Source organism: Acinetobacter tjernbergiae DSM 14971 = CIP 107465, from assembly GCF_000374425.1.
Classification (GTDB): Bacteria; Pseudomonadota; Gammaproteobacteria; order Pseudomonadales; family Moraxellaceae; genus Acinetobacter; species Acinetobacter tjernbergiae.
Genome location: NZ_KB894353.1, coordinates 225804 through 250574 on the forward strand (window position 1 = coordinate 225804; position 24771 = coordinate 250574).

Genomic DNA, 24771 nt, shown 5'->3' on the forward strand with positions numbered 1-24771 from the left:
ATTGCTAAAACAAGCATAAAAGTACTGACAATTTATAACAAACTACGATAAATTGGCGCACTTCTATTTTCTGTAGCAGGGATCATTTCCGTCTCAAATGATCCTTAAACCATAGCTGATCCTTGATCAACGATTATGAGGATAACGCCGTTGACAAATACTTCTGGGACTCCATCGGTAGCTAAACTACAAAAAACGCTTGGTCTCTGGCACATTATCATTATTGGCTTGGCCTATATTCAACCGATGACCTTGTTTGACACTTTCGGTCTGGTATCAGAAGAAAGCCATCATCATGTTCCAACCTCTTATATTGTGGCATTGATTGCGATTTTGTTTACATCGCTAAGCTATGGGCACATGATTCGCCGCTATCCATCTTCAGGATCGGCTTATACGTACGCACAAAAATCAATCCATCCAAATGTTGGCTTTATGGTGGGCTGGTCTTCTTGGCTTGATTATTTACTATCGCCAATGGTGAATATTATCTTGGCGGGAATTTATCTAGATGCCTTATTTCCAAATGTAAACCATTGGGTTTGGGTTATTGTATTAACAGCTTTTATGACTGGTGTCAATTTACGTGGCGCTCGTTTCGTTGCAAACTTTAATAGTCTGATTGTTTTAGTGCAACTGATTGTCATTGGGGTATTTACGTACTTAGTCTATAGCAAATTACAAATGGGCTATAATGCCGAAGGTCCAATTACCGCAGAAACGCGTTATCAACTTTGGAGCTTACAGCCATTTTGGAATGAATTAACTTCTGTGGGTGCATTGATTACAGGAGCAACATTATTGTGCTTCTCATTTACAGGTTTTGATTCACTAAGTTCACTTGCTGAAGAAACCAAAGATACAGAAAAAACCTTACCGAAAGCGATTTTCTTGACGGCATTATTTGCAGGTGTGATCTTTATTATCAGCACTTACTTTATGCAAATCTATTTCCCGAATGATCCAAAGAGCTATTTCCAAGATGTCGCTGCAACGCAACCTGACATTTTATTATTGGTTGGTGGTTCATTATTTCAGTCTTATGTACTGGCATTTGCGATCGTAACTGTGATGGCTTCAGGGATTTCTGCGCATGCTGGGGTATCTCGTTTAATGTATGTCATGGGACGAGATGGGGTCATTAATAAGAAAATCTTCGGTCATATTAGTCCAAAGAACTTCACCCCTTCTTATAATATTATCATTGTCGGTATTGTCGCCTTAGCTGCTGGACTCATGAGTCTGGATATTGTGATTTCAATGATTAGCTTTGGTGCATTGATTGCATTTACTTTTGTGAATCTCTCAGTGATTTCTCGCTATGCACTGCGTGATGGTCGAACCAAAAACATCAAAGATATCTTCAACTTTGTGATTATTCCACTGCTTGGCTTTTTGAGTGTCTTTGCAATGTGGTTAGAAATCGAAGAGACTGCGCTAAAATATGGTTTATGGTGGGCAATGTTTGGTATTTTATATCTTGGCTATAAAACTAAAGGCTTTAAGTATAATGCACCTCAACATAATGAACATGAATAAAAATACCTAAACTTAGAAAAGGCGCTGAATGCGCCTTTTCTCTAAAAATAATTTCTAAATTTATATAATTCTTGATTTAGATTTCCTTAAACCTTCTACATTTGTTCTAATCTTAGTCAATAAATCTCCACCATCACGAATTGCGATCAGATTTAAAATCTTATCCGTTTTATCATTACTAATTAAAACAATATTACTCAACCCAAAAATTCTTAGAAAAAATGGCTGTTCATGCCGATAATCTCTCACACGATATAATTCTAATTGATCTGTTGTTTTATTTAGCACACCATGAGACATGATTAGACGTTCAGAAGTTAACTCATACTTTGTACATTTAGTCTGCAACCAACGCCACAAAATTAACAGCAATGGGATAATTAAAAAGAAAAGAATCCCACAGACAAAGAAATATACAAAATTACTTACTTGGGATGGCGTACCTTCCCACTCCACATTTTCCATAACAGCCCCGATGAGTTAGTTAACAAAATTTAGTTATCATAAATTTTCATTCACAATTAATAATTCAATTTATTTAAATACATTTAATGTTAATAAAAATTATATTTCCGATACATTAAAATACAATAAAAAAATTTAAAACAATATAAATTAAATATGGAATTAAATTTCAACTTTAAATAATTTTTAATTCAAAAAAATAAATAGTATATTTAAAATAATTAAACAAAAAAACTAAATTATAATTTTATAACAATATAATACACCACAACACAATTAACATTAATAAAAATACCTAAACTTAGAAAAGGCGCTGAATGCGCCTTTTCTATTAACTCTAGCGTTTAACCATGTAGTCTTTCAACAATCGTTTGAACACGTTGCGCATACAGCTTCGCTGTTTCTAAATCTCCTGTTGGAATCTCATCAACGCTTGCATCAGCAGGAGATTGAACCAATAAACCAACTGAACCACCTAGATTATTCACATCCTCACGTTTGGCTGCTTTAGTATTCGCTGGAAGTAAACCTAAACTCACCCAAAGACCACCATGTTGAGATGCTAGAGTCTGCAATTGAATCAGCGTCACTTGCTTATCGCCATTCAGACTTGCACTATTGGTAAAACCTGCAAAAACCTTATCTTGCCAACCACGTGTGTACCATAGTTTTGAAGAAGCATCGGCAAATTTCTTAAATTGCCAAGGTGCTGTTCCCATATATGTAGGCGCACCAAATACAATCGCTTGAGCCTCATTTAAAGTTTGCCAATCTTGCTCTGTAATATCACCATTCTGATCAATTTCGATCAGTGCAGCATCAATCGGTTGTGCAAAAGTTTCCGCAATCACTTTGGTGTGACCATAACCAGAGAAATAAACCACTGCAATTTTTGTCATGAGATGATCCAAAATTTTTAAAAAGTTCGATTTAATGATATATTTTAGAAACTAGGTGTCAATTAGTTACCAACTGGTAACTAGGTGTGCTAAATGAATAAATCGAGGGTTAAAAACATGAATCAGGCATTAAAATATAATATTTATCAACAACATTGCCCTGCTCGATTATTTTTTGAAAAAATTGCAGATAAATGGGTTCTATTGATTATTAATGTGCTTGCGAGAGAAATTCAGCACTTCAATTTACTCAAAAAGAGCATTCAGGGTATTTCCCCCAAAGTGCTTTCGCAAAAATTAAAAATGCTTGAGCGAGATGGTTTTATCGAGCGACAGGTGCAAAACACATCTCCTATTCGTGTCGATTATTCATTGACCCCATTGGGTTTAGAAGTCGCAAAAATGGCATACCAATTGAAAGATTGGGCTGAAAGCAACATTGAACAAGTCATTTATGCACAACAGCGCTTTGATGCAATTCAACAAGAGGAAACTGAATAATCTCAGAAGCTTAAATCTCTCAATGAGCATTCATAAGCATTACAAAGAGCAGTAAAGCCCGTCTGTTCTATGCGTAACAACCAGTCATGGCCGTAACGACAATGATGAGTATTTAAAACAGATCTACGAGCTTCACCCGATTAGCAATTCAAGCTAAATGATGAAATATATCGTTTTATTGCGATTTGAAAGCACTTAGATTGATGAGATTGTGAATAAATCACAAACTCATCATCTCAAGATTTCAGCAGAAGCTAAATATAATCCTCATGTGCATCATCAGAAGATTAAGTTAAAGAGGATAGGCATCTTGCAACATTCCATGAGGATATTGATAAATCAACCATCGGATTAGAGTTGTTTAAAACCCTGTTGTCTCCAAGCTTCATAGACGATTACCGCAGTCGCATTAGAAAGGTTTAAGCTTCTTGAGTTCTCAGCCATCGGCAAACGAATCCATTGTTCTTGCGGAAACATGAGACGGACTTGCTCAGGCAAACCCCGTGTTTCAGGTCCCATCAGCAAAGCGACAGGACGGTTTAAATCCACGGTGTGTGGTGTTGCTGTGCCTTTTGTCGTCAGTGGAAAAACATGTTCCACACCCTTCGCTTTTAAATCAGCAAGGCATAATTCGATATTGTCCCAAATCTGAATTCTTGCCCATTCATGGTAATCCAAGCCTGCACGCTTCAATTTCTTATCATCCAGTTCAAAACCCAAAGGTTTAACCAAATGTAATTGAGCGCCTGTATTGGCACATAAACGAATGATATTACCTGTATTGGCAGGAATCTCAGGCTCGTATAAGACGACATGAATCACAAATTTTCTCTACTGTTCATAATCTCCCTTGCGGAGCTATAAACGCTCCACAAGGAGAGGTTTTATTGCCATTTTAACTGTTCGCGTAGGCTCACCACTTCACCAATAATGGTTAGAGTTGGCGCTACAATATGGTGTTCAGATACTTTACTTGCAATATCCGCTAAAGTCCCAACCACGACATTTTGCTCAGGCGTTGTCCCTTTTGAGATCAAAGCAACAGGCATACTTGGACGTTGACCATGTGCAATCAATTGCTCACAAATACGTTCCAAACCTACCAAGCCCATGTATAACACGAGTGTTTGATTTTCATAAACCAGTTCATTCCAAGGTAGCTCTGGTGAGCCTTCCTTTAAATGTCCTGTTAAGAACCGTACGCTTTGTGCATAGTCCCGATGTGTCAATGGAATCCCAGCATAAGCAGAACAACCCGATGCTGCGGTAATTCCTGGTACAACTTGGAAAGTGACATCAGCTTCAACTAATTCCTGAATTTCCTCACCGCCACGCCCAAAGATAAATGGATCACCACCTTTTAAGCGACAAACACGCTTCCCTTGTTGAGCATATTCAACCAGCAGCGCATTAATACCATCTTGTGGAACGGAATGGTTAGAACGTGCCTTACCTACATAAATCTTTTCAGCATCACGGCGACACAAATCCAAGATCGGTGCAGAGACCAAACGATCATAAATCACGACATCTGCTTGTTGCATCAAGCGTAATGCTTTTAAAGTTAAAAGTTCAGGATCACCAGGTCCAGCCCCAACCAAGTACACCTCACCTTTCGGTGCAGTCCATTCAGTTAACGCTTGTTGAATCAGACCATTTGCCACTTCAAGATTGTCATTAAAGACCTGTTCTTTTAGCGGGCTGGCATATAAATTTTCCCAAAAAATACGGCGCTCGTCTGGGTTCGCAATTTTTTCTTTCACCTTTTTACGCCATTGACCCGAAAACTCAGCCAGTTTCCCCATACCATGTGGAATCGTCGTTTCTAATTGAGTACGAATTTGACGTGATAAAACTGGCGATGCGCCATTTGAAGCAACCGAAATGACCAAAGGCGAACGATCAATAATTGCAGGCACCATAAAGCGGCAATGTGGAATATCATCCACACTATTGACGAGAAGATTGCGTGCTTCACATTGCTCAAAGACCGTTTTATTGACATCAGGCTGATCTGTCGCAGCAATCACTAAGCGATAAGGCGTTGTCAGAATACTTTCTGAAAAAGGCGCTTGGATGTACTGACCTAATGACTTTTCAACTAATCGTTGTAGATCAGGCTCAATCTCTGGTGCAATCACATCAACGATTGCACCCGCTTTGACTAATAAATTTGCTTTGCGGTAGGCAATATGCCCACCACCCACAATCAGACAACGTTGCTGTTGCAACTTTAAAGAGATTGGGAAAATTTCCACGATACGCCTCTATATTTTTTAGATCTGATTGAGCTAAAGCAAAAACTATGCACAAATTCGATGCATTTTAGTCGATATAGCTAATACCGCCCATATATGGACGTAAAACTTCAGGAATTTCAATCGAACCATCAACACGTTGATAGTTTTCCATCACCGCAAGCAAGGTACGACCGACTGCCAAACCAGAACCATTCAAAGTATGCACCAATTCGATCTTCTTTTGATCGACACGGTAGCGTGCTTTCATACGACGTGCTTGGAAATCGCCCATATTTGAGCAACTTGAGATTTCACGATAGGTATTTTGGCTTGGCACCCACACTTCTAAGTCATAAGTTTTGGTTGCACCGAAGCCCATGTCACCACCACAGAGCAAAATTTTGCGATATGGTAAGCCTAGTGCCTGCAAAATGCCCTCTGCGTGTGCAGTTAGGTCTTCAAGTGCCTGCATTGAGTGCTCTGGTTTTGAAATTTGCACCATTTCGACCTTATCGAACTGATGTTGACGAATCAAACCACGCGTATCACGACCATAAGAGCCTGCTTCACTACGGAAACATGGTGTATGTGCTGCGTATTTCAGTGGCAAACGATCTGCATCTAAAATTTCATCACGCACAAAGTTGGTGACTGGCACTTCAGCAGTCGGTATCAGGTAATATTCTTTTTCACCTTGGAGCTTGAATAAATCTTCTTCGAACTTTGGTAATTGACCTGTACCACGCAAGCTATCCGCATTGACCAAATAGGGTACATACGCTTCGGTATAACCATTTTTAAGCGTATGTGTATCTAACATAAACTGCGTCAACGCACGTTGTAGACGTGCCAAAGGACCTTTAAGTACGCTGAAACGTGAACCTGTTAATTTGGTTGCAGTTTCAAACTCAAGACCGCCCATCCACTCACCAAGATCGGTATGATCTTTGATTTCAAAATCAAATTGACGTGGTGTGCCCCACTTTAAGATTTCAAGATTGTCACTTTCATCTTTACCTTCTGGAACAGATTCATCAGGTAAGTTCGGAATCGCAAGCGATTTTTGCTCAAGCTCTGTTTGCAACTCAGCCAAAGCGACTTCGGCAGTTTTGATTTCATCACCAATAGCAGCCATACGCGCCATGATTTCTGAAGCATCCCCACCCGATTTTTTGATTTGACCGACTTGTTTTGCACCAGCATTACGCTCTGCTTGTAAGTTCTCAGCTTTGGATTGCAAATCTTTACGGCGAGCTTCTAAATCAGCCCACTCTTGTGCATTAAGCTGAATACCACGTTTTGCTAAAGCAGCATTGACTGCTTCAATATTATTTCTGAGTAATTTTGGGTCGATCATAATCAATCATGAATAGAGAAAAAACTGGCTATAGTGTAAGGCTTTAACCTAAAAAAATACAGCGATTGGCAATAAAGTATCAGCATCGACAAACAAGATGCAGATGCTGAATACAAACTAATTTGGTTCTTTCGGCAAGCTTGGCAAATATTCAGCTTTAATGAATTGCTTCGCTGCATAATATGGCAAGGTCAACTCACTCATCCCTTCTGCATAAGAAGCCAATTCATACAGCGGATAAACAAATACAATTCCATTCACGCCATAGTAATAGTTATCACTGACCTGTAATTGCTCTTTTTTAATATGATGCTCTTCCAACCAATTTTGATTGGATACATATAACTCATCACGCAGTTTTTGATTCATATTCGCTTTGATGAGCTCACTCACGGTAATGTGTTTCTTATTGGATAAATCAAAATTTACAAACTCTTGATGCGACATACCATGCGCTGCACCCGCAGAATAGGAATATGTCTGCATCGCAAAAGTCGCTAAATTATAATTCTGCCCCACGAAACGCACATAGGTGCTGCTCTCACTAAGCGATGGTTGATCAGCAGGCACTTTTACTTTTTGATCAGCAAGATTAGAAAATGCATTTGGCTCTGCTTTTTTCATCCGATTGACAAAATAATCATCAATCCATTTCTGATTGGTTTCCACCGTTTGTAAGTCATATTGGGTACAACCATCCTCCAAACAGACTTTTTGTTTTGGAATTTTGACTGCAACGACTTTGGCTTGGATCAACGGAATGTCTACTTTGCTCTCATTTGCAGGCTGACAACCAACGAATGTCATAACAGTAAGAATCGAAAAAAGTGGAATAAGTGTTGATCGTTTTATTGTATGCATCACGGTGTAAGTCTCTAATATTTTTCTTCACTATACAAAGCCTTGCACTCAGATGAAATTAAGAAATGTATCTCGGTTTAGAAGGCACGATGAACAACAATCCCTCAAGAGCAACAATAATGCTGCTCAATCGATTGAAAACGAAGATCATTGATTTATTTTTTACGAAGACTAACCCAATTACAGTGAAAACCTAAAGGTACTCGGACACCTAAATCAATCTCCGCTTGAAGCTCTAAATGAAGCCCATCCACTTTAATAATTAGTACTTTTGAAGCAGCACCATTGATATGATGCAAATACGTCATTAAAAAACCTTTTCCCTCCAAACTGTCCTCAGCTTCAGGCACAAATGTCACCTCGCCGATTGCCCATTGATCACCAAAATCATAATTTGAGGATTCGTGTGTAACTAAATCATGAATCTTGATAAAATTAAACACCCCATCCTGTGGAAAGCCCAAGGTATATAAATAACGATAGGCTTGACCAATATAACGCTCATCAATTTTTGGAAATTCTTGTACTTGAGTATCTAAGATAGATCGCTCAATCTGCTCTAAATCAAGATCAATGATCCAACGCTCCAATGTCGCCTTTTGATGTTCATAAGCTGCGTGTTGTGCATGCTCAAAATCATTTTGATGCACCACAACATCTAAAATAATTCGATGCTGTTCATCTCGATAGGCATTAGCCGCATGAAAAACAAAACAAGCCTCGATATTGAACCAATGAATTTTTTCAGCATGCCCATATTTAGGTAAAATTCCAATACGTGCTTGATGTTGCTCATTCCATTGATAAGGCACGCTCTTACCTTGTAATAATCGACTCACTGAAAATGTCAGTGGAAAATCAAAAACAATGACATCTTGCTCGGTAATCAAGCAATCATGAATCATAGGGCCATGCTGTAAAAAAATTTGAGTGAGATGAACCAACTCCCCATGTTCATCAATAACTTCGTAATAGGCATTTTTATGGTCTAAGGCATCATAACAAATCGCATGCAAGTGCCCCGTTTTCTGATCTTTACGTGGATGTGCAGTAAATGGTAAATCCGCATCACTATTAAATAATTGAGAACGTTCTACATTTAAATCATGGTCTAAACAAATCGGAAAAGCACCTGCTTCAATAACAGCCCAAAGCTTTCCAGCGTGTTCAAAAATGTTGGTATTTACAACCTCATGCGCTCCTCGTGTATATCCTCGAATACCGCTCTCAGTCACCATGCGACTCTTAAATTCAACAGCTTTACCATATTGCAATTTTAAGCAATGAATCATTCCATCACCCAAATACCATTCAAATAAAGAAGGGTCTTGGACATAGATTGGATTTGAACCAATACGAAGCAATAAACCATACAAATGTTTTGGAATCTCACCCTTTACATTCAAATTGGAAACGACTGTTTCAGCGACAGGACAGTAAACAATTTTCTGATAAAGATTCATCTCTGTCAGTTTTACATTTCGCCTTAAAAACAAACCAACGACTCGAATGATATTTTGCATAAAAGTATTACGCAAAGATTTTAATGCGGTCATTCTAGGATAGGTTTGAACCTTTTTTTGATTAACTAAATCTATCATTTGTATAATAAAACGGGTTCTAATTATTGTTTAAGCATAGAATAATCTATGGTCTAAATCCAATCACATCAATATTTAAACCTTCAACAAATAAAAAGCAACCCATAGGTTGCTTTTTATATCCAACACCAATCACTGATCAATAATATCGGTGCCTTTCGGTGGTGCGAAATTAAACACTGATGCTGGAATGGTTGGATTTACCTTGAGATTGCTAAAACGTACATAGGTGGTTTGTCCTAACGAATCTTGTAATACCATCAAATTCGGTGCTTTATTTGCACCAAAACTAATGGTCAAGCTTTGAAATGCACCATCCTGTTGTTTTGGGTACAAGGTGTAATACAGTTTGCTACGATCAGGCTGAGTCACTCGATAAGACTGCATGATCTGATTGGTATTGCCCGATAACAATAAGGCAGGCGTATTGGCAATCTGATCATCTAAACTTTGACGTACCGCTTGCTGTAAATCAGGATCATAAATCCACACCACTTTCCCTGTCGTCACAATGGTTTGCTTCGCAGGACTCGTGGTTTCCCAATAAAATTTCCCTGGGCGCTCAACTTTCATCGTCCCCTTAAAGGTCTGATTCATATGTTGTGCCGTTAAGCCTTTTTTGGGTAATGCTTTGTTATTAGAGTCGACTTTGGTGGTTTGTTCAAAATCTGCTGTGAATCGCTGCAAACCTGATAACTGCTGAACCAGACTGGTCGTTGCTTGTTGAGCCGATGCAGCGACAGGCGCAGCAAATACCTGAGTACTCACAACAGGAGCAAGTGTCATTACACTTAAAGTTGTAGCATAAGCAATTTTTTTTACGAAATTCATAAAAACAACCTTCAATCAGATTTTTACTGTTATGGCGACATCTTACTGTTTTTGATCATTAAAAAAATGAAGAAAAGCATCGGTTTTGTGTAGTTCGTGTCGCAAAGTTCTGCATTATGTATGAAGTTGCAGCCTTTATGTAGAGATTGTAATACTAGAAATTTACTTTTCGACCAATCTCTCTGTACCACTCAATCCAATCATTTACTCCCAACCACAGAAGTGATGCCTAAAGAATGGACTAGACGAAAGACTAAATTTTGTTAGTCTAAAGCTGAATCAGCTCAAAAAGTATAGATCATGAAAAGCCTTGCCTTTATTCACCGCAATGATACCCGCTTTGCTATCGGTGACTTCTATCCTGCACTTTCTGTATTTTCCTATCAGGAACTAGGCAACACCACTTCACCATTTTTACTCTTAGATCATCTTGGGCCAGGTCGTTTAGAACCTAAAAGCAATAAAAAAGGAGTTCATGAACATCCTCATCGTGGTTTTGAAACAGTGACCTTTGTTTTTGCAGGTGAATTAGAGCATCAGGACTCTATCGGCAATGGTGGCGTTATTGGGCAAGGTGATGTGCAATGGATGACAGCCGCATCGGGCATACAACATATTGAACAATTTAGTCCTAAATTTAGAGAGCAAGGCGGCTATTTTGAAATGGTACAACTGTGGGTCAACTTACCCGCAAAAGATAAAATGTCCACACCTCACTACCAAAGTTTATTAAACAACACGATCCCAAAAAACTTGTTAAAAAATGATGCAGGTTATGTGCGTATCGTGGCTGGGCAGTTTCAAAATACCCCTGGTATTGCTCAAACATTTAGCCCAATGAATGTCTTGGATGTGCATCTAAAAAAAGGTCATCAAATTACTCTTCCTGCCAATCATGGTGACACAACTTTAATTTATTTGCGTCGAGGCAAAATTCAATTTTCTGCGGATGAAGACCTTTTAGAAGAACAAGCAATGGCAATGATGTCTAGTTTTGATACTGATGTTGCTATTACAGCTTTGGAAAATTGTGATTTATTATTTTTATCTGCCCCACCGTTACATGAACCGATTAATGGACATGGCTTTTTTGTGATGAATCGTTATGATGAAATTCTACAAGCCTATGAAGACTTGAAAACGGGTCAGTTTGGCAAATACTAAAATCACTCACCAGTTTCAAAATTGAATACTCATAAAAAAACCCGCTAAAAAGCGGGTTTTCTCGAACCATTAAAGCTTAAGCTTCAACAGTTACATAGCGACGGCCAAATTGACCTTTCACTTCAAATTTTACTACGCCGTCAGCAGTAGCAAATAAAGTATGGTCACGACCCATACCAACATTTGCACCAGCGTGGAACTCAGTACCACGTTGACGAACGATGATGTTACCAGCAGTTACAGTTTGACCACCGTAAATTTTAACACCAAGCATTTTAGGGTTCGAATCACGACCGTTCTTCGTCGAACCACCGGCTTTTTTAGTTGCCATGTCTCATTACTCCTCGTGATTAGCCTGAAATAGCTGTAATTTTCAACTCAGTAAACCATTGACGGTGACCTTGTTGCTTACGATAGTGCTTACGACGACGCATTTTGATGATGCGAATTTTGTCGTGACGACCATGGCTAACTACTTCTGCAGTTACTTTTGCGCCAGCTACAACTGGAGCACCGATTTGAATGCTCTCACCGCTTACAACCATTAATACGTCATCAAACGTAATCGTTGAACCAGTTTCTGCTTTCAATAATTCTACTTTAAGGGTTTCACCCTCAACAACACGGTGCTGTTTACCACCGCTTTGGATTACTGCGTACATAATGTACTCCAACATGCCCGTGTCGTCGTGCCGATAAAGGGATATATCGTTCTTAAGACGATCGCCACTGGGGTTATACAAGGGGACAAATTTTAAGTGAAAATTGATCAAACAACAAGTCATTTTGCACAAATGCAAACATATTGCTAAGTTGCTTGGATTTTTGAATGAAATCAATTAGATTGATGTCGCCTGTTTTGGTTGATTCTGATCAAAATTTGAAATACATTTTTTAAAACAAATTGCGACAATAACAAACTGTGTTTTTACAAAGTCATAAGTAGAGTGATAACGGTTGGTAGAGAATTTCTTTTTTTGCCTAAATTAAAACCAAAAAACTCATCATCATGTTTTAAATGACAGATTACACAGCCTGTATAACTGTTTAGCAGTAGATTAATTGATACACTTAGCAACATTATCCACCTATACGAGATTTTCCTTCAGATGGTTATCGATTTTAAGCAAGACATTCTCTCCCCTGTTGCGACAGATTTTGCTGCGATGGATCACCTGATCAATGAAGGAATCAGTTCTAAAGTTGGTCTTGTCATGTCAGTCAGCAAACATGTGGTTGAAGCAGGTGGTAAACGCATGCGCCCAATCATGTGCTTACTTGCTGCTCGTGCTTGTAATATCGCTAATATGGAACAAGCTCAACACTTAGCGGCCATTATCGAAATGCTGCATACAGCAACTTTAGTACATGACGATGTGGTTGATGAATCAAATTTGCGTCGTGGTCGTCCAACCGCAAATGCGACTTGGAATAACCAAACTGCGGTTTTAGTCGGTGACTTTTTAATTGCACGTTCTTTTGATTTATTAGTCGACCTCAACAACATGACTTTATTGAAAGATTTCTCAGCTGGAACATGTGAAATTGCTGAAGGTGAAGTCCTTCAATTGCAATCACAACACCAACCAGAGACCACTGAAGAAACTTATTTGAGAATTATTCATGGTAAGACATCACGTTTATTTGAACTTGCCACTGAAGGTGCCGCAATTTTAGCGGGTGCTGAAGAATATAGAGAACCACTACGCCGCTTTGCAGGTCATTTTGGCAATGCTTTCCAAATTATTGATGATATTTTAGACTATACCTCCGATGCGGAAACATTAGGTAAAAATATTGGTGATGATTTAATGGAAGGTAAACCCACTTTACCCTTAATTTCAGCCTTAGCTCATTCAACTGGTGATGATCATGCGATTATTCGTCGCAGTATCGCAACAGGTGGAATTGAACATTTAGATAAAGTGATTGAAATTGTTCATCACTCAGGTGGCTTAGACTACTGTCAAAAACGTGCTCAACAAGAAACGGATGCTGCTTTAGAAGCGTTAAAAGCGCTACCAGATAATGAATATCGCCAAGCATTGATTAATTTGACTTTAATGGCCTTACATCGACTTCAATAATTTTATGAGTGCCTATGCATCTAACTTTATCTGATTTATTTTTAAAAATGCAGGAACAGCTTGATCAAAACCAAGCTGTTCTTGATGAAAATCTTCTCATCGAATTGGTTAACCGCTTACGACCACAACATCCAAAGGACGCGGAGCAAGTCAAACAGCAAATTAAAAGCTTGATTAAAATATTATTATTGACACCAAATTCAGCAAATTTACTACAAAATTTCTTACTTAAATTAATAAGCCAATATAAACAAATTAGCTTATATGCTGATAGTGGTATTCTTTCACTGGATGGTTTTTGGAATCAACTCAGTCAACGCCTCGGTGCACATTTTCTGCCTCTGGTTGAGGATGGTGATCAACTCAAAATACTGGTAGGAAAAGTCTTTCATCAAGAAACAGATAGTGAATGGCTAGATCTCATCGATAATCAGGATTGGATTACTTTACTTAATCTACTGAATGAAAGCCAAAGTTATACTGTTGAAGATCAAATTTCTAAGACTGAACTAGTCAAAGCCATTACCGTTCTATCTTATCGTATTAGTGGTATTGGTTTATATCCCGAATTTATTGATGCTCAACCCGACCTCACTGAATATGAATCTCCTTTTTTGGTTCAAAATCGAGAAATTGTAGAATTCATCGAAAAGTATAAAAAACAAATTGATGACCCAAATACCGTCATCGTACTGCCTCCACCCGATGCATCTCAGGCATTTGTGATGCTAGATCAGTGCCGTGAGGTGGTACTCAAAATTCGCCGCGCAACCAAACGTATTGGTGTCAGTGTGAGTTTGACCTATTTATTGTCTTTACTAGAGCAGGCAATTGACCGTATTGAACTCTTGCTCAGTTTATTAGTAAGTAAAAATGACATACGTTATCTTACACTTGGTGAACTTCTTAGTGACTTCACAAAAGCACATTATGATGAAAAAAGTGTTCGCCATTTACTCAGTTCAACCAGCGAATTGATTGCATTACAAGTAACTGAAAATGCTAGTAAAACAGGCGAACACTATGTCAGTACTGATAAAGCTGGTTTTTGGGGAATGTATAAAGCTGCCGCGGGTGCAGGTGCGATTATTGCCACTATGGCGACCCTAAAGATTTTAACTGCTCGTTTAGTTTTAGCGCCTTTCACACATGCATTTTTATACAGCATGAACTATGCCTTAGGCTTCATGTTGATCCATGTCTTGCATTTTACCGTTGCGACCAAACAACCCGCTATGACAGCCGCAGCACTTGCAGCAACCGTGCAACATCAAAAAGGCAGTAAAACAGCTCAGATTGCTGAATTAGCCTCTTTGATTATTAATATTATCCGCACTCAATTTATTGCCATTCTTGGTAATATTTCAATTGCGATTCCTGTTGCGGCCTTCATTACTTTTTTATGGCAATACAATCTGCACGAACCTTTACTTTCATCAACAAAAGCAGCTAAGACTTTACATGATCTAAATCCTTTCACGTCTTTAGCCGTTCCTCATGCTGCGATTGCAGGTGTCTGTTTATTTTTTTCAGGGTTACTTGCAGGTTATTTCGATAATTTAGCCATTTACCGAAAGGTTGGTCCTCGTTTAAAACAGCACCAGCGTTTGAAACGTTGGATCGGACAACAACGCTTAGATAAATTTTCCAATTATATTGAAACCAATCTAGGCGCTTTGGCTGGTAATTTCCTTTTTGGCATCATGTTGGGCAGCATGGGAACCATTGGTTTTATTCTCGGCTTACCTTTAGATATTCGTCATATCGCTTTTGCTTCTGCCAACTTTATTCAGGGTCTGATGACCATCGGTAGTCCTGATATTGGTTTAATCACTGTGTCATTCTTAGGGGTTATGCTGATCGGTCTAACCAATTTATTTGTGAGTTTTACGCTCACGATTATTGTTGCGCTTCGTGCTCGCCGTGTTCGTTTCGCCCAATGGAAGCCATTAGCCAAACTGGTCATCACACATTTTTTAACTCGACCAAGTGATTTCTTTTGGCCACCGGATCAACCTGTTCAGTTGGAAGAGCAAAGTAAGACTGAACAAAAAGTGCGACATTAATCAAATTTTGTTATGTTTTTTTACTGAGCCTTATAAAAAGGTGAAAATGAAATTATCATAAAATTTCAAGACTTGACCAAAAGTGTACTCACGAGTACACTTTGAAATATTCGATAACCCTGAACAATGGTTAAGCAAATAAAGAGGTTCGCATGCCGTACCTATTGCTTTGTATTGGTTGCTTTTTTTTAGGATTCGGTGTGATTGGGTTCATTTTTTCCAACACATCAAATTTAGACCTTTTGAGTGTTCAAGCTTTTTTTGAACACCGTTCATTGATGCTTAACCATGTAACAATTCTGCTTTCTCTCATCGGTGGAATGCCATTTTTATTATTTTTAACTACATTTTTGTGTATGTATCAAACTTGGATTAAAAACTATAAGAATGTGATTTTTATCACTTTAAGTATAAGTGGAAGTATTGTGATTGGTTGGCTTCTGAAATGGAGTATTGATCGACCAAGACCATTGGAGTTTTATCACTTGGTTCAAAGCTATGGCGCATCATTCCCAAGTGCCCATAGCCTTTATGCTGCAACCCTTGCGAGTTTAATGATGTTATTGCTTCAGCAACATAAGTACCGCACGAGTGTCATTTTAGTATCTACTTTGTGGTTTATTTTCATGGGGATATCTAGAGTTTATGCAGGGGTTCACTTTCCAACTGATGTATTTGCAGGTTGGGGAATTGGGTTGATTTGGACTTCATTGCTTTGGTTTTGGCTGTATCAAAGCAATTTCAGCAACAATTTGTTTTTAGATAAGAAATCTAAATTGAGGTGGAATAATGATGTCGGCTAAGCTTTGGGCACCTGCCCTGACTGCTTGCGCATTAGCAACAAGCATTGCGCTTGTTGGTTGTAGCAAAGACCCTAAAGATGCACAGCAAACTGCTGCTGCACAAAAAATGCCACCTCCAGAAGTCGGTGTCATCGTTGCACAACCACAAAGCGTTGAACAAAACGTTGAACTTTCAGGTCGAACGTCTGCATATCAAATTTCAGAAGTTCGACCACAAACAGGTGGTGTGATTTTAAAACGTTTATTTGCTGAAGGCAGTTATGTTCAAGCAGGTCAGGCGCTTTATGAAATTGATGCCAATACCAATCGTGCAACTGTAGACAGCGCGCGTGCAACCTTACTCCGTCAGCAAGCGAACCTAAATGCGCTACGTGTCAAAGAAGGTCGTTATCGTCAACTTGTGGGGACAAATGCTGTTTCAAAACAAGAATATGATGATATTAATGCACAAGTGCAACTGGCTGAAGCTGACGTCGCAGCATCACAAGCAGCACTGAAAAATGCTGAAATTACGTTGGGCTATTCAACTGTACGCGCACCTATTTCAGGTCAATCGAGTCGCTCTTCTGTTACGTCTGGCGCTTTAGTTACAGCAAATCAAGCTGATCCATTAGTAACGATTCAACAACTTGATCCAATCTATGTCGATATTAATCAATCAAGTGCTGAGTTATTACGTCTGCGCCAACAACTCAATAAAGGGAGCTTAGACAATAGCAATAATACGCGTGTCAAAATTACCCTTGAAGATGGTTCAGATTACCCACTCGAAGGACAACTTGCATTCTCTGGCGCAAGTGTAAATCCAGAAACTGGTACAGTGACTTTACGTGCGGTATTCCCAAATCCAAACCACTTGTTATTACCAGGTATGTATGCAACTGCAAAAATTTCTCAAGCAGTTTTACCTAATGCTTACTTGATTCCACAAGCAGCCGTAACACGTTTACCAACTGGGCAAGCGATTGCTTTAATTGTAAATGCGAAAGGTGCAATTGAAACTCGACCAATCACAACAGTGGGCGTGAAAGGTCAAGACTGGATTGTTACTGATGGCTTAAAAGTGGGTGATAAAGTTGTTGTTGATGGTGTTGCGAAGGTCAAAGAGGGACAAGAAGTCTCTGCTAAACCTTATCAACCACAAGCAAAAGCACCACAAGGTCAAAATGCGACACCTCAAGCAACTGAACAAAAGCAAGTCAATTCACCAAAAGCTGAACAAAAAGCAACTTCACAAGCTTAAGGGGTAGATTGCATGGCTCAATTTTTTATCCATCGTCCAATTTTTGCATGGGTGATTGCACTGGTCATTATGTTGGCGGGTATTCTCACGCTCACTAAAATGCCAGTTGCACAATATCCAACCATTGCACCCCCTACGGTGACAATTTCTGCAACCTATCCTGGTGCTTCTGCTAAAACTGTAGAAAATACGGTCACCCAAATCATTGAACAACAAATGAATGGTTTAGATGGCTTACGTTATATTTCTTCAAACAGTGCAGGAAACGGTCAAGCATCAATTAACTTAAACTTTGAACAAGGTATCGATCCTGATATTGCACAAGTTCAAGTTCAAAATAAATTACAGTCTGCAACAGCACTTTTACCTGAAGATGTACAACGTCAAGGGGTAAGAGTAACCAAATCTGGCGCAAGCTTTATGCAGGTTATTGCATTCTATTCACCAGATAACAATCTTTCTGCTTCAGACATTAAAGACTATGTAAACTCAAATATCTCTGAGCCACTGAGTCGTGTCGCAGGTGTCGGTGAGGTTCAAGTCTTTGGTGGTTCATATGCAATGCGTATTTGGCTAGACCCAGCAAAACTGACCAGTTTCAATCTAACGCCAGCAGATGTTGCAGCAGCTATTCGTGCGCAAAACGCCCAAGTTGCTGTAGGTCAATTAGGTGGCGCACCTGCAACATCAGGTCAGGTACTCAATGCAACAGTCAATGCACAAAGCATGCTACAAACCCCTGAACAGTTTAAAAATATTTTCCTTAAAAATACGGCTGCTGGCGCACAAGTTCGCTTAAGTGATGTCGCACGTGTTGAATTAGGTTCGGATAATTATCAATTCGATTCTAAGTTTAATGGTAATCCTGCGGGTGGTGTTGCAATCAAACTTGCAACAGGAGCAAATGCGCTTGATACAGCAAAAGCTGTTGAGAAACGTTTATCTGAGCTTCGTAATAACTATCCAACAGGTTTAAAAGACAAACTTGCTTATGACACAACACCGTTTGTTAAACTTTCGATTGAAAGTGTCGTCCATACGCTGATTGAAGCAGTTATCCTTGTATTTATTGTGATGTTCCTGTTCTTACAGAACTGGCGCGCAACCATTATTCCAACGCTTGCTGTACCCGTGGTGGTATTGGGAACATTTGCCGTAATTAATATCTTTGGCTTTTCGATCAATACTCTCACCATGTTCGCAATGGTACTTGCCATCGGTCTATTAGTTGATGATGCGATTGTGGTGGTCGAGAACGTCGAACGCGTAATGCAAGAAGAGCATTTAGAACCTGTACCTGCAACTGAAAAGTCAATGAGTCAGATTTCTGGTGCTTTGATTGGTATTACCAGTGTATTAACAGCGGTATTCGTACCAATGGCATTCTTTGGTGGAACAACTGGGGTCATTTACCGTCAGTTCTCCATCACTCTAGTCACAGCAATGATTTTGTCTTTAATTGTTGCATTAACCTTTACCCCCGCCCTTTGTGCAACGTTGTTAAAACAACACGATCCAAACAAGCCAGAAAGCAACAATATTTTTGCACGTTTCTTCCGTTGGTTTAACCGCAGCTTCGATAAGCTATCAGTGAAATATCAAGGTGGTGTCAATCGTATGACCCATCATAAAATTTTCTCTGGTGTTGTTTATATTGCCGTCATTGCGAGTTTGGTTGGTTTATATAAGGCGTTGCCATCTTCTTTCTTACCCGAAGAAGATCAGGGCGTGGTCATGACTTTAGTTCAGTTACCACCAAGTGCGAGTCTTGAACGTACGGATAAAGTCATCACAACAATGACGGGTTACTTCTTAAATAAGGAAAAAGAACACGTAGAGTCAATCTTTACGGTCTCTGGTTTCTCATTTACGGGAGTCGGTCAAAACGCAGGTCTTGCATTTATTAAACTGAAAGACTGGAGTGAACGTACCACACCTGAATCACAAATTGGTGCCATCATTCAACGTGGTATGGCACTCAATATGATTGTAAAAGATGCCTCTTACATCATGCCATTGCAGTTACCTGCAATGCCTGAGTTAGGTGTGTCATCAGGATTTAACATTCAATTAAAAGATGTGAGTGGTCAAGGTCATGACAAGCTGATTGCTGCGCGGAATGCTGTTTTAGGCATGGCATCACAAGACAAGCGTCTTGCAGGTGTTCGTCCAAATGGTCAGGAAGATACACCTCAGTATCAAATTATGGTTGATCAAGCACAAGCTGGTGCAATGGGTATCAGTATCAGCGATATAAACAGCACCATGAGCATGGCTTGGGGTGGTTCTTATATCAATGACTTCGTCGATCGTGGTCGTGTCAAAAAAGTTTATGTTCAGGGCGAAGCGGATACACGCATGATGCCTGAAGACTTAAACAAATGGTATGTACGTAATAACAAAGGCGAAATGGTTCCGTTCTCAGCATTTGCCAAAGGTGAATGGACGTATGGTTCACCTCGTTTAGAGCGCTATAACGGCGTTTCATCCGTAAATATCCAAGGTACACCTGCGCAAGGTGTCAGCTCTGGTGATGCAATGTTGGCAATGGAAGAAATCATTGGGAAGTTACCATCAATGGGCTTACAAGGTTTCGACTACGAATGGACAGGTTTATCTTTAGAAGAACGTGATTCTGGTAATCAGACGCTTCCTTTGCTAATTCTTTCGTTATTGATCGTATTCCTATGTCTTTCTGCACTATATGAAAGTTGGGCCATTCCAATTTCTGTATTGTTAGTTGTACCTTTAGGTATTATTGGTGCATTTACATTGACATGGTTAGGTATGGTGATTAAAGGTGATCCAAACTTATCCTTTAATATTTACTTCCAAGTCGCGATCGTAGCAGTCATAGGTCTTTCTGCCAAAAATGCAATTTTAATTGTAGAATTTGCAAAAGAATTGCAGGAACAAGGTGAAGATCTATTCGATGCAACCTTACATGCTGCAAAAATGCGTTTACGCCCAATTATTATGACCACACTTGCTTTTGGTTTTGGTGTTTTACCATTAGCGCTTGCAAGTGGTGCGGGTGCAGGTAGCCAACACTCTGTTGGTTATGGTGTACTTGGTGGTGTAATTTCTTCAACACTTTTAGGTATCTTCTTCATCCCTGTGTTCTTCGTGTGGATTCGTAGTATCTTTAAGTACAAACCTAAAACTTTAAATACTCAGGAGCATTGATCGTGATGCAAACTGTTTGGTCTATTTCCAGTCGTGGCATTGCAATCTCTGCACTCGCGCTCTCTTTGGCTGCCTGCCAAAGTATGCGTGGGCCAGAGCCTGTTGTGAGCACAAATACGCCTGAAAGCTACGCGTCTTATGGTAATGCTTCTGGAACATCAATTGCTGAACAAGGTTACAAAGACTTCTTTGCTGACCAACGTTTATTAGAAGTTATTGATTTGGCGATTGCCAACAACCGTGATTTGCGTACTGCTGTTCTCAATATTCAAAAAGCACAGCAGCAATATCAAATCTCGGAAAATAATAGATTACCAACCATTGGAATCGCTGGTAGCACAACTCGACAAGTATCCCCGAGTCAAAACCCAAACAATCCATATTCAACGTATCAAGTGGGTATCCCACAAACGACATATGAATTAGATTTTTGGGGTCGTGTTGCAAGCTTAAAAGATGCAGCTTTGGACAGCTATTTAGCAACGCAAAGCTCACGTGATGCAACGCAAATCAGCTTAATTAGCCAAGTGACTCAAGCTTGGTTGAATTATTCATTTGCAAGTGCGCAACTTAAACTTGCCGATCAAACGCTCAAAGCACAACAAGATTCGTTTAACTTGAACAAGAAACGTTTTGATGTGGGCATCGATAGCGAAATTCCTGTGCGTCAAGCACAAATTTCGGTTGAAACTGCGCGTAATGATGTGGCGAACTACAAAACACAAATTGCTCAAGCACAAAACTTGTTGAATTTACTAGTAGGTCAGCCAGTTCCTCAGAACTTATTGCCTCAACAACAAGTGACTCGTATCACACAGCAAAGTGCGTTAAGTGCAGGCTTACCGAGTGATTTGTTAAATAACCGTCCAGATGTAAAAGCTGCGGAATATCAATTGAGTGCGGCTGGTGCAAATATCGGTGCTGCTAAAGCACAGCTATATCCGACAATTAGCCTGACAGGTTCAGCAGGTTATGCTTCAACAGATTTGAGTAATCTTTTTAAAGCAGGCAATGTAGGCTGGTCAATTGGTCCAAATATTAGCTTACCCATCTTTGATTGGGGTACACGTAAAGCCAACGTAAAAATCTCAGAAACGGATCAGAAAATTGCACTTGCTAACTATGAAAAGTCAGTACAGTCAGCTTTCCGTGAAGTCAATGATGCTTTGGCGACTCGTGCCAATATCGGTGATCGTTTAACTGCTCAGCGTCGTTTAGTTGAAGCAACCAATACCACATATAAACTTTCTAATGCTCGCTTCCGTGCAGGTATTGATAGTTATTTAACGGTATTAGATGCACAACGCTCTGCATATTCGGCTGAGCAAGGTTTATTGTTATTACAGCAAGCAAATCTAAATAGCCAAGTGGAATTATATAAAACACTGGGGGGCGGTCTAAAAGCCAACTCGAGCGATACTGTAACGCAACAAGCATCTAGCGCACAAATTCAGGCTGCTAAATAGTTGAAATCATTTACAAATAAAAGCTCACTTCGGTGAGCTTTTTTATTGCAACTATTGCGAATATTTCTTATCTTCAAAGACTAACGATGAATGATTTAGACAAATACTATGTTACTAAGCAGTTTAGAATCTGTACCCGGTCACACTATTTTACGTCAATTGGATGTGGTGCATGGCAGTACCGTCCGTAGTAAACATGTGGGACGTGACTTGATGGCTGGCTTGAAAAACATCGTGGGTGGTGAATTGACGGGTTATACCGAGTTGCTTGAAGAATCTCGCCAAGAAGCGACCCAACGAATGATTGATAAAGCACATAGTTTAGGTGCGAATGCAATTGTAGGGATTCGTTTCTCGACCTCAAATATTGCTCAAGGTGCATCTGAACTTTTTGTCTATGGTACGGCAGTGGTGGTTCAACCGATCACACCGAAACTTCCTGATCCATTTAGCGCTTAGGCATTTTTATGAGTGGATTAATTTTTCAGATTATTCTTTTTCTGATTTTATTTTCAGTCGGTTGGACTTTTGGTCGACATATCGAACAAAAACATTTACGTGAACTGGATGAAAAAGAAAAACTATTTGCCCATATTCGGATTGATACCAATCGCTTTACTGAAACATCCGCAAATGGACAGTTGGTGAGTAGCAATGTTGTGATTTCACATGATTACTTTAAATATGTACTTGCCAATATTCAGAACTTTTTCGGTGGTCGTCTGACTAGTTATGAAAGTGTGGTTGAACGTGCACGTCGTGAAGCCATGCTTCGCCTCAAGCAAGAAGCCGATCGAATAGGCGCAAACCATATCATGGGTGTTCGACTCAGCACCACCGAATTAGGTATGCAAGGTAGGATGGTTGAAGTATTTGCTTATGGAACTGCAATTATCAACACACATTAAAAAATATCCTGTGCCATGCACAGGATATTGCCCTACATCCCAAAAATCGCTTGCCAATAGTGATAGATTTTTTCCTCACCATCATCTAATTTAAACTCATAAGACATTTTACGAGTTTCAACGATCTTAAAATCGACAGGATATTTAAACAACGCACCTGCATAGGCAAAGGTATGATATTCACCATTTTCACCACAGACATCGACTTCGCTTGGCATTCTTGCAATTAGTGCAGCATCAATATCTTGACCAATAAAAGACTCATCCAACTTACTAGCATCAGTCACGATAATTTTGGTTTTAATACCTGAATCCAAAAAGTTCTGCATCACTTCAGTCGAGTTCAGATTCCAGATGGGTTCAACCACTTCAATCCCAAGAGGATGCAAACGGTCTTCTCGATATTTGCGTACATCGCTCAGGTAAATATCACCAAAAATAAAGTGTTCAACCCCCTGCGCTTTAAAATGATTGGCAGCATCTAGCATGCGTTGTTCATAGACAGGGAGATTTTTAGGAAGAAACACGGGATACAATGGAATCCCAATACTCTCAGCTTGCTTTTCAAGTAATGCATGCGGAATGGCATGCATGGAAGACAATTCTGTTTCTTCATTCACAGTGGTTAGTAAAGCGACCACTTCGAACTCATTTTGCTGTAGCACCGTATACAGTGCTAAGGCTGAATCTTTACCACCGCTCCAATTAAAAACGGCTTTCTTACGATTATCCACACTCATTTCACTTTCATTTTACGAATCATTTTATACAACAAGCTTGGTGATAAACGAGAGACCAACACACCCAGTTGTTCTTTTTTCCCACCAACAACAATATATTCATCCCCTGCCATCAAGGATTCCACCACACGTTCGGCAAAGACGTCGACGTCTAAACCATTTTCAATCGCTTCATCCTGATGCCCTTGTGGTTTGCCTTCCCCATTTAAAGCATTAAATGAAACATTGGTTTTAACAAAACCAGGGAAAACCACTGAAACCACTATTCCATCTTTCGCGACTTCCGCACGTAAACTGTTTGCCCACATATGAATCGCTGCTTTTGCCGCAGAATACGTGGCACGATATTGCGTACCCAATAAACCTGCAACACTAGAGACAAACACCACCCGACCTGACTTTTGTTTGATAAGCGTTGGTAATACTGTTTTAGTAAAGAAGACTTGTGAGAAATAATCCACTTCCATAATCGCACGTTCAGTGTGCATGCTCGTCTCTTGAATCAAAGCACGTTGACTCAAACCTGCATTATTAATCAACCAATCAATACGTCCTTTACATGCTAGAACCTGTTCATGTGCATGGCGAACTTGAGCTTCATCAGTAATATCCGCAGCAATTGAGAGATGTTGCTCAGGTTTAAGCAAGCCAACTCGAACCGCTTCTAATTCATCATAACGGCGTGATGTCAGCACCACTTGAGCGCCCTGCAAAGCACATTCACGTGCTAATGCTTTGCCTAAGCCCGAAGATGCCCCTGTAATCCATACGACTTTATTATCAAGACTTTTAAGTTTCGCCATGTCTATATCCT

Annotated in this window: 23 protein-coding genes; 11 read left to right on the plus strand and 12 right to left on the minus strand. The window is 39.6% G+C overall.

Going from position 1 to position 24771, the window contains the following annotated elements:
• Positions 1–135 precede the first annotated feature (135 nt).
• Positions 136–1539, plus strand: coding sequence for an APC family permease (locus C502_RS0100970; protein ID WP_171067593.1), 1404 nt, complete (start codon positions 136–138; stop codon positions 1537–1539).
• Positions 1540–1599: 60 nt separating this feature from the next.
• On the opposite strand, the gene C502_RS0100975 is transcribed toward C502_RS0100970, so the two are convergent.
• Both C502_RS0100975 and C502_RS0100980 read right to left on the minus strand, forming a co-directional pair.
• Complete coding sequence (locus tag C502_RS0100975) at positions 1600–2004, minus strand: PH domain-containing protein (protein ID WP_018676993.1); 405 nt, start codon at positions 2002–2004, stop codon at positions 1600–1602.
• Positions 2005–2348: 344 nt separating this feature from the next.
• A complete protein-coding gene (locus C502_RS0100980; protein ID WP_018676994.1) occupies positions 2349–2903 on the minus strand; it encodes a flavodoxin family protein in 555 nt (184 codons plus the stop codon).
• A 117-nt stretch (positions 2904–3020) separates the two neighbouring features.
• On the opposite strand from C502_RS0100980, the gene C502_RS0100985 reads away from it, so the two are divergent.
• Complete coding sequence (locus C502_RS0100985) at positions 3021–3404, plus strand: winged helix-turn-helix transcriptional regulator (RefSeq protein WP_018676995.1); 384 nt, start codon at positions 3021–3023, stop codon at positions 3402–3404.
• 351 nt (positions 3405–3755) lie between these two features.
• Here the strand turns inward: C502_RS0100985 and C502_RS0100990 are convergent, their stop codons facing one another.
• The 6 genes from C502_RS0100990 to lolA all read right to left on the minus strand — a co-directional run bounded on the left by C502_RS0100990 (position 3756) and on the right by lolA (position 10294).
• A complete protein-coding gene (locus C502_RS0100990) occupies positions 3756–4226 on the minus strand; it encodes a tRNA (cytidine(34)-2'-O)-methyltransferase (protein WP_018676996.1) in 471 nt (156 codons plus the stop codon).
• A gap of 62 nt (positions 4227–4288) precedes the next feature.
• Positions 4289–5662: a siroheme synthase CysG gene (cysG, locus tag C502_RS0100995; RefSeq protein ID WP_018676997.1), complete on the minus strand. Its 1374-nt coding sequence runs from the start codon at positions 5660–5662 to the stop codon at positions 4289–4291.
• 67 nt (positions 5663–5729) lie between these two features.
• On the minus strand, positions 5730–7001 hold the full coding sequence (gene serS, locus C502_RS0101000) for a serine--tRNA ligase (RefSeq protein WP_018676998.1): 1272 nt from the start codon (positions 6999–7001) through the stop codon (positions 5730–5732).
• Between the two features lie 117 nt (positions 7002–7118).
• Positions 7119–7862 carry an RsiV family protein gene (locus tag C502_RS0101005; RefSeq protein ID WP_018676999.1) on the minus strand — a complete coding sequence of 248 codons (744 nt, stop codon included), beginning with the start codon at positions 7860–7862 and terminating at the stop codon, positions 7119–7121.
• 155 nt (positions 7863–8017) lie between these two features.
• Positions 8018–9463: a carotenoid oxygenase family protein gene (locus tag C502_RS0101010; RefSeq protein WP_023274477.1), complete on the minus strand. Its 1446-nt coding sequence runs from the start codon at positions 9461–9463 to the stop codon at positions 8018–8020.
• 132 nt (positions 9464–9595) lie between these two features.
• Positions 9596–10294 (minus strand): outer membrane lipoprotein chaperone LolA, encoded by a 699-nt coding sequence (gene lolA, locus C502_RS0101020; RefSeq protein WP_018677002.1) that lies wholly within the window; start codon positions 10292–10294, stop codon positions 9596–9598.
• 300 nt (positions 10295–10594) lie between these two features.
• On the opposite strand from lolA, the gene C502_RS0101025 reads away from it, so the two are divergent.
• Entirely contained in the window at positions 10595–11458 is an 864-nt protein-coding gene (locus C502_RS0101025; protein ID WP_018677003.1) for a pirin family protein, read from the plus strand.
• A 76-nt stretch (positions 11459–11534) separates the two neighbouring features.
• Here the strand turns inward: C502_RS0101025 and rpmA are convergent, their stop codons facing one another.
• Together rpmA and rplU are read right to left on the minus strand one after the other, a co-directional pair.
• Positions 11535–11789: a 50S ribosomal protein L27 gene (rpmA, locus tag C502_RS0101030; RefSeq protein ID WP_005296333.1), complete on the minus strand. Its 255-nt coding sequence runs from the start codon at positions 11787–11789 to the stop codon at positions 11535–11537.
• A gap of 19 nt (positions 11790–11808) precedes the next feature.
• On the minus strand, positions 11809–12120 hold the full coding sequence (gene rplU / locus C502_RS0101035; RefSeq protein WP_018677004.1) for a 50S ribosomal protein L21: 312 nt from the start codon (positions 12118–12120) through the stop codon (positions 11809–11811).
• Positions 12121–12567: 447 nt separating this feature from the next.
• Here rplU and sdsA point away from each other — a divergent pair, with 447 nt between their 5' ends.
• The 8 genes from sdsA (at position 12568) to C502_RS0101075 (ending at position 23217) form a co-directional block, all read left to right on the plus strand.
• The gene (gene sdsA / locus C502_RS0101040) at positions 12568–13545 is read left to right on the plus strand and encodes an All-trans-nonaprenyl-diphosphate synthase (RefSeq protein WP_018677005.1); all 978 of its coding nucleotides are present in this window, start codon (positions 12568–12570) and stop codon (positions 13543–13545) included.
• Between the two features lie 14 nt (positions 13546–13559).
• The gene (locus C502_RS0101045) at positions 13560–15611 is read left to right on the plus strand and encodes a site-specific recombinase (protein WP_018677006.1); all 2052 of its coding nucleotides are present in this window, start codon (positions 13560–13562) and stop codon (positions 15609–15611) included.
• 152 nt (positions 15612–15763) lie between these two features.
• Positions 15764–16414, plus strand: coding sequence for a phosphatase PAP2 family protein (locus C502_RS0101050; RefSeq protein WP_018677007.1), 651 nt, complete (start codon positions 15764–15766; stop codon positions 16412–16414).
• Positions 16401–17657: an efflux RND transporter periplasmic adaptor subunit gene (locus tag C502_RS0101055; protein ID WP_018677008.1), complete on the plus strand. Its 1257-nt coding sequence runs from the start codon at positions 16401–16403 to the stop codon at positions 17655–17657. The genes C502_RS0101050 and C502_RS0101055 overlap by 14 nt, the downstream gene beginning before the upstream one ends.
• Before the next feature lie 12 nt (positions 17658–17669).
• Complete coding sequence (adeJ, locus tag C502_RS0101060; protein WP_018677009.1) at positions 17670–20843, plus strand: multidrug efflux RND transporter permease subunit AdeJ; 3174 nt, start codon at positions 17670–17672, stop codon at positions 20841–20843.
• 5 nt (positions 20844–20848) lie between these two features.
• Positions 20849–22309, plus strand: coding sequence for a multidrug efflux RND transporter AdeIJK outer membrane channel subunit AdeK (adeK, locus tag C502_RS0101065; RefSeq protein ID WP_018677010.1), 1461 nt, complete (start codon positions 20849–20851; stop codon positions 22307–22309).
• Between the two features lie 108 nt (positions 22310–22417).
• Positions 22418–22768 carry a YbjQ family protein gene (locus tag C502_RS0101070; RefSeq protein WP_018677011.1) on the plus strand — a complete coding sequence of 117 codons (351 nt, stop codon included), beginning with the start codon at positions 22418–22420 and terminating at the stop codon, positions 22766–22768.
• A gap of 8 nt (positions 22769–22776) precedes the next feature.
• Complete coding sequence (locus C502_RS0101075) at positions 22777–23217, plus strand: YbjQ family protein (RefSeq protein WP_018677012.1); 441 nt, start codon at positions 22777–22779, stop codon at positions 23215–23217.
• Between the two features lie 32 nt (positions 23218–23249).
• Here the strand turns inward: C502_RS0101075 and C502_RS0101080 are convergent, their stop codons facing one another.
• Both C502_RS0101080 and C502_RS0101085 read right to left on the minus strand, forming a co-directional pair.
• Positions 23250–23957, minus strand: coding sequence for a Dph6-related ATP pyrophosphatase (locus C502_RS0101080; protein WP_018677013.1), 708 nt, complete (start codon positions 23955–23957; stop codon positions 23250–23252).
• Entirely contained in the window at positions 23954–24760 is an 807-nt protein-coding gene (locus C502_RS0101085) for an SDR family NAD(P)-dependent oxidoreductase (protein WP_018677014.1), read from the minus strand. Before C502_RS0101085 ends, C502_RS0101080 begins: the two co-directional genes overlap by 4 nt.
• Positions 24761–24771: the final 11 nt, after the last annotated feature.